This is a genomic window from Chryseobacterium sp. (genome assembly GCF_022712095.1).
In the GTDB taxonomy this organism is placed as follows: Bacteria; Bacteroidota; Bacteroidia; order Flavobacteriales; family Weeksellaceae; genus Chryseobacterium.
In genome coordinates, this window is record NZ_JALAHD010000099.1 from 1 (window position 1) to 3,939 (window position 3,939).

Annotated in this window: 4 protein-coding genes; all 4 read right to left on the reverse strand. The window is 33.0% G+C overall.

The features are described 5' to 3' along the window. Positions 1-511: thiopeptide-type bacteriocin biosynthesis protein (locus Q0A18_RS04960; RefSeq protein WP_292009068.1), on the reverse strand; the 511-nt coding region annotated here is incomplete at its 3' end. 8 nt (positions 512-519) lie between these two features. Then, positions 520-663 carry a hypothetical protein gene (locus Q0A18_RS04965; protein WP_292009069.1) on the reverse strand — a complete coding sequence of 48 codons (144 nt, stop codon included), beginning with the start codon at positions 661-663 and terminating at the stop codon, positions 520-522. 102 nt (positions 664-765) lie between these two features. Next, on the reverse strand, positions 766-2,739 hold the full coding sequence (locus tag Q0A18_RS04970; RefSeq protein WP_292009070.1) for a lantibiotic dehydratase family protein: 1,974 nt from the start codon (positions 2,737-2,739) through the stop codon (positions 766-768). Then, positions 2,740-3,939: prolyl oligopeptidase family serine peptidase (locus tag Q0A18_RS04975; protein WP_292009071.1), on the reverse strand; the 1,200-nt coding region annotated here is incomplete at its 5' end.

Genomic DNA, 3,939 nt, shown 5'->3' on the forward strand with positions numbered 1-3,939 from the left:
GTTTAAAAGCAATGTTGAAATCTTTAATCCAATTTAGTTTTTCTTCAGTTGAAAGATTGAGTTTACTCAAAACTTCATCAATATAAAAAAGAGAGACAATGATTTTTTCCTCATCATCGTAATGTACGCATTGCAGGGTGAACTCACTGTTTATACAAAACAAAGTTTCGGCTTCTTCAATGGTATTTTCACCATATCTTTCAATCTCTCTATTGTAAGTATCAATTACAATATTTGAAATTTCGTCACTTTCTATATATTCTTTTAGACTTTCATTAATTTTATTAAGGATCTTGTCATAATCATTAATATTGTTTAGCCTGAATCTTACCCTCAAGTGCGGCTTCGGATCATTATAACGAATAAAAAACCATTTTGAAATATAATTGTTTTCCTGTAAATATTCTACTAAGGGCTGTACTGCTTCTTCTAAAATGAGATCGGCTGTTTTCACACCCGTATAGATTTTCAGGTACAGCCATTCACTTCCTGGAATAAATTTTCTTTTCATCACAACAGCTATCTATCTTTATACATGGGGAAAATGAATTCCCTTTTAAAATCATCATTTTCGTTATATAAGAATTCTTCTATAATGATTGACTTTTCATTCTTTACAGCTTGAATAAAAAGCTCTGCCATATCGTAATTCTCTAAATTCATTGTTAGAGTATTGTCAAACTTTACCCATTGAATCCATGCAGGAATTTTTCTTTTGCTTCTCCAGTTTCTTAGTTTCAGTAAAAAATCCTCTTTGTTTGAACTTTATAATTCCAAAGAAGAAATATCTTTTTCAGTAATTTTCCATCGGGCTTTTGAAAGAATAATATTATCATATTCTACTCTTGGCAAAAATTTATAAATATGTTCCAATCCGCCCCAGCTGAAATAAAGCCCAGATCTAGTATTTTGAGAATACAGATCAGACAAAAAATGATAAACAGGGAGAGTGTTTGTATAATAATTATGAGCGTTGGTAAGGTAAGGCTTTATTTCTTTGTTCAGCTTTTTTGAAAGCAGAATAATCCTATCATTTCTTAAAGAAATATACAAATCGTCTACGGGTATTTGATTTTCGGATGGCAAAAGTGATTGGGCTAAATAAGGGATTTCATATTGCCTTAAAGTCGGTCTTCTGATTACATTTCCTATTCTTGCTTCCGGTAAATGGATAATTTCTGCCAAAATCTCTTCAGGATTGAGCTTTTGTTCTTTTTGAGTAATAGTTTTTGTTAGATTCTGGATTTCCGATTTTTCTGAACAAAATCGCCCCAAAAGGTTAGCTGAACTACTTCCGGTGCAGCTGCTAAAGAATAATTTTTCCTGATTATTATCCGAAATGAGTTCCGTCATGATGGAAATCGTATCGGGCAGATCATTCCATTTCTCTTCAAAATCCTTAAAGTCTTCGTCTGTTAATTTGATTGTATATTGATTATCCAATAAAGCTTCCTGCACCTTTTCATTAAGAATTTGATGAACCGAAGTAAGCTCAATATTCTTGTTTTGATTTTTCTGTGAAGCCGGAAATACCAGGTCTTCTAAATAAGGATGAATACCTTTTGCAGATGCATTTTGTTTGTAGCCAATACCTACTTCATTATCTAAAACATACAGCAATGGTAATTCCTGCTCTTCAAATCTTTCACTAAAGGCTTTTTTAAATTTTTGCAAATGGGTATCTTTTGTAGACAAGTTTACTTTGTTCAAAAAAATAAATACTTTTTTCAGCTCCTTTTTCCAGTGATTGGGTAAAGTAAATTTATTTTTAGAATACAAGTCGGTTTGAAAAAGATATTTTCGTTCATATTCTAGTCCAAAAGATTTTACTAATTCTTCTATTTCAGCATATTCGGAGATTGGATTACCAATGTTTTGATCTAATTCATTCAGTTTATTTTTTATCGCAATTAAAATTTCGGCTTCGTTTTTAATTTCTCTTCTTCCTAAAATAGTAATAATAGTATCCAAGAAATCGTTTCCTGAAACATTAGGCTCCAATTCACTTACCAATACCTGATTATCAATAAGTTCTTCCACAAATTCTATAGCTTCTTCTTGTGTGATTTTTTCATCAATCAAAATTTCTGCAATTTGCTGTATCGTTTTTCCTTCTTTAGAAAAATTCAATACCTGCTGTAATTCCTCAGAAAGTGAGGCTAAAGAAATGATATATTCCCTTTTTCCCCCGGTGTACTGGTATTCTATATAGCGGATCCTGCTTCCTACTTTATAAATACTGTTATTAGGGAAAAATAAAAGCTTGTTTCTTATCTCCGGTTGTTGCACAAAATATTGGGTTAAGGAAACAAGAAAGTACATATCCAGTTTGGTATCCCGCAATAGATTATCGGTTAAGGGTTGGTGATTTTTAATTCCGTTATTAAGAATGTTGGAAGCATCTAAATTGAAATTTCCCAACCCAACCGATGAAAATAAGCCGAATGGAGTACAGCGTGTACTTATTCGGCTATAATATTTTAATAGGGTCTGTTTTAGTTTTTGATATTCTTTTTGGGAAAACTCTTTTTCTGAATTAATCCATTTAGCCCTCTCGTCATGCAAATTAGGTGAAGCCAAATAAACGGCTTCCTGAAATATGGGATTGGTGCAGATTTCTTTCAGTTTTGCATCCGTAATTTCATCTTTACAACTTATTGCCTGTTGAAAGTTTTTGCGTGAAAATGAGGGAGTACGAACTACATACTCATTAAAAAATTGGTAAGGAAAGCGAGCCATTTATTTTTTTTCTTGTGGCTGGTAATCAGGGTGTCCTAGTTGCCAGAAGGCAAAAGCAAAAATATCCGAGAGGTTTGAATGCCCATGAATAGCAGTTGTGTTGACTCCATGTCCTCCTTCATAATCTATTTGAAGTAATACAGGGTTTTTTGAAGTAGTATTAGATTGTAGCTTAGCAGCAAATTTTACAGGTTCCCAAACAGGAACTCTGGGATCATTTATCCCTCCTGTTATTAAAGTTGCAGGATATTTTATTCCTTTTTTAATATGGTAATAAGCATCCATTTCTATTAAAGCTTTAAACCCTTTAAGGTCTTTTAATGTTCCATATTCATCTGCATTATTGCTGATAGAGAGAACATCTCTTAATACATTGGTTGTAGGTACTTCCAGAATTACAGCTTTGAATAGATCCGGTCTTTCTGTCATTGCTCGCCCTACTGTAATTCCTCCCGCACTTGCTCCCCAAATTGCTACTTTGCTTTTTGAGGTATATTTTTCCTTAATTAAATATTCTGTACAGTCTATTAAATCCTTCCAGGTATTAGGTTTTGTTTCTTTATATCCTCCTAAACGCCATTGCTCTCCTTTTTCACCTCCTCCTCGAACATGTGCTACAGCCATTACTCCTCCCTGATTTACCCATAATAAATAGGTTCGCGCAAAGAAGGGATTCCGAGAATATCCATAAAAGCCATACGAATCAATTAGAACCGGATTATTTCCATTTCGTTTTATATTTTTATTGTATATGAGTGATAAAGGTATTTCTTCGCCGTCTCTTGCTTTCACTGTTATTTCTTCAACTACTATATCATCAAACTCAGGATATTCTGTAATTGGGGTAATGTTTTCAGCAAGAAAAGAACCTGTTTTGAGGTCATATTTAAAACGCTGTTCTTCATTGGCCCAGCCGGAGCAACTTATCCAAATCTCTGAAAAATCCTTTCCTTTTGCTTGCAAATTGATATTTCCTGAAGGGAAAGGTAGTTTGATAGGAATGCTTTTTCCCTCTTTATATAAGTATAATTTTGCTTCAACTCCGTTTTTTGTAGTTGTGTAATAAATACCATCTTTAGTGAATCTATATTGACCTATCACCTCATCATTTCTTTCTGGAATAAGAATTTCAGGGTTTTTAAAATTTGGAGCAATTATATTAGTTTTACAGAGTGTGTAATTTTGAGCGTTATACTGAGA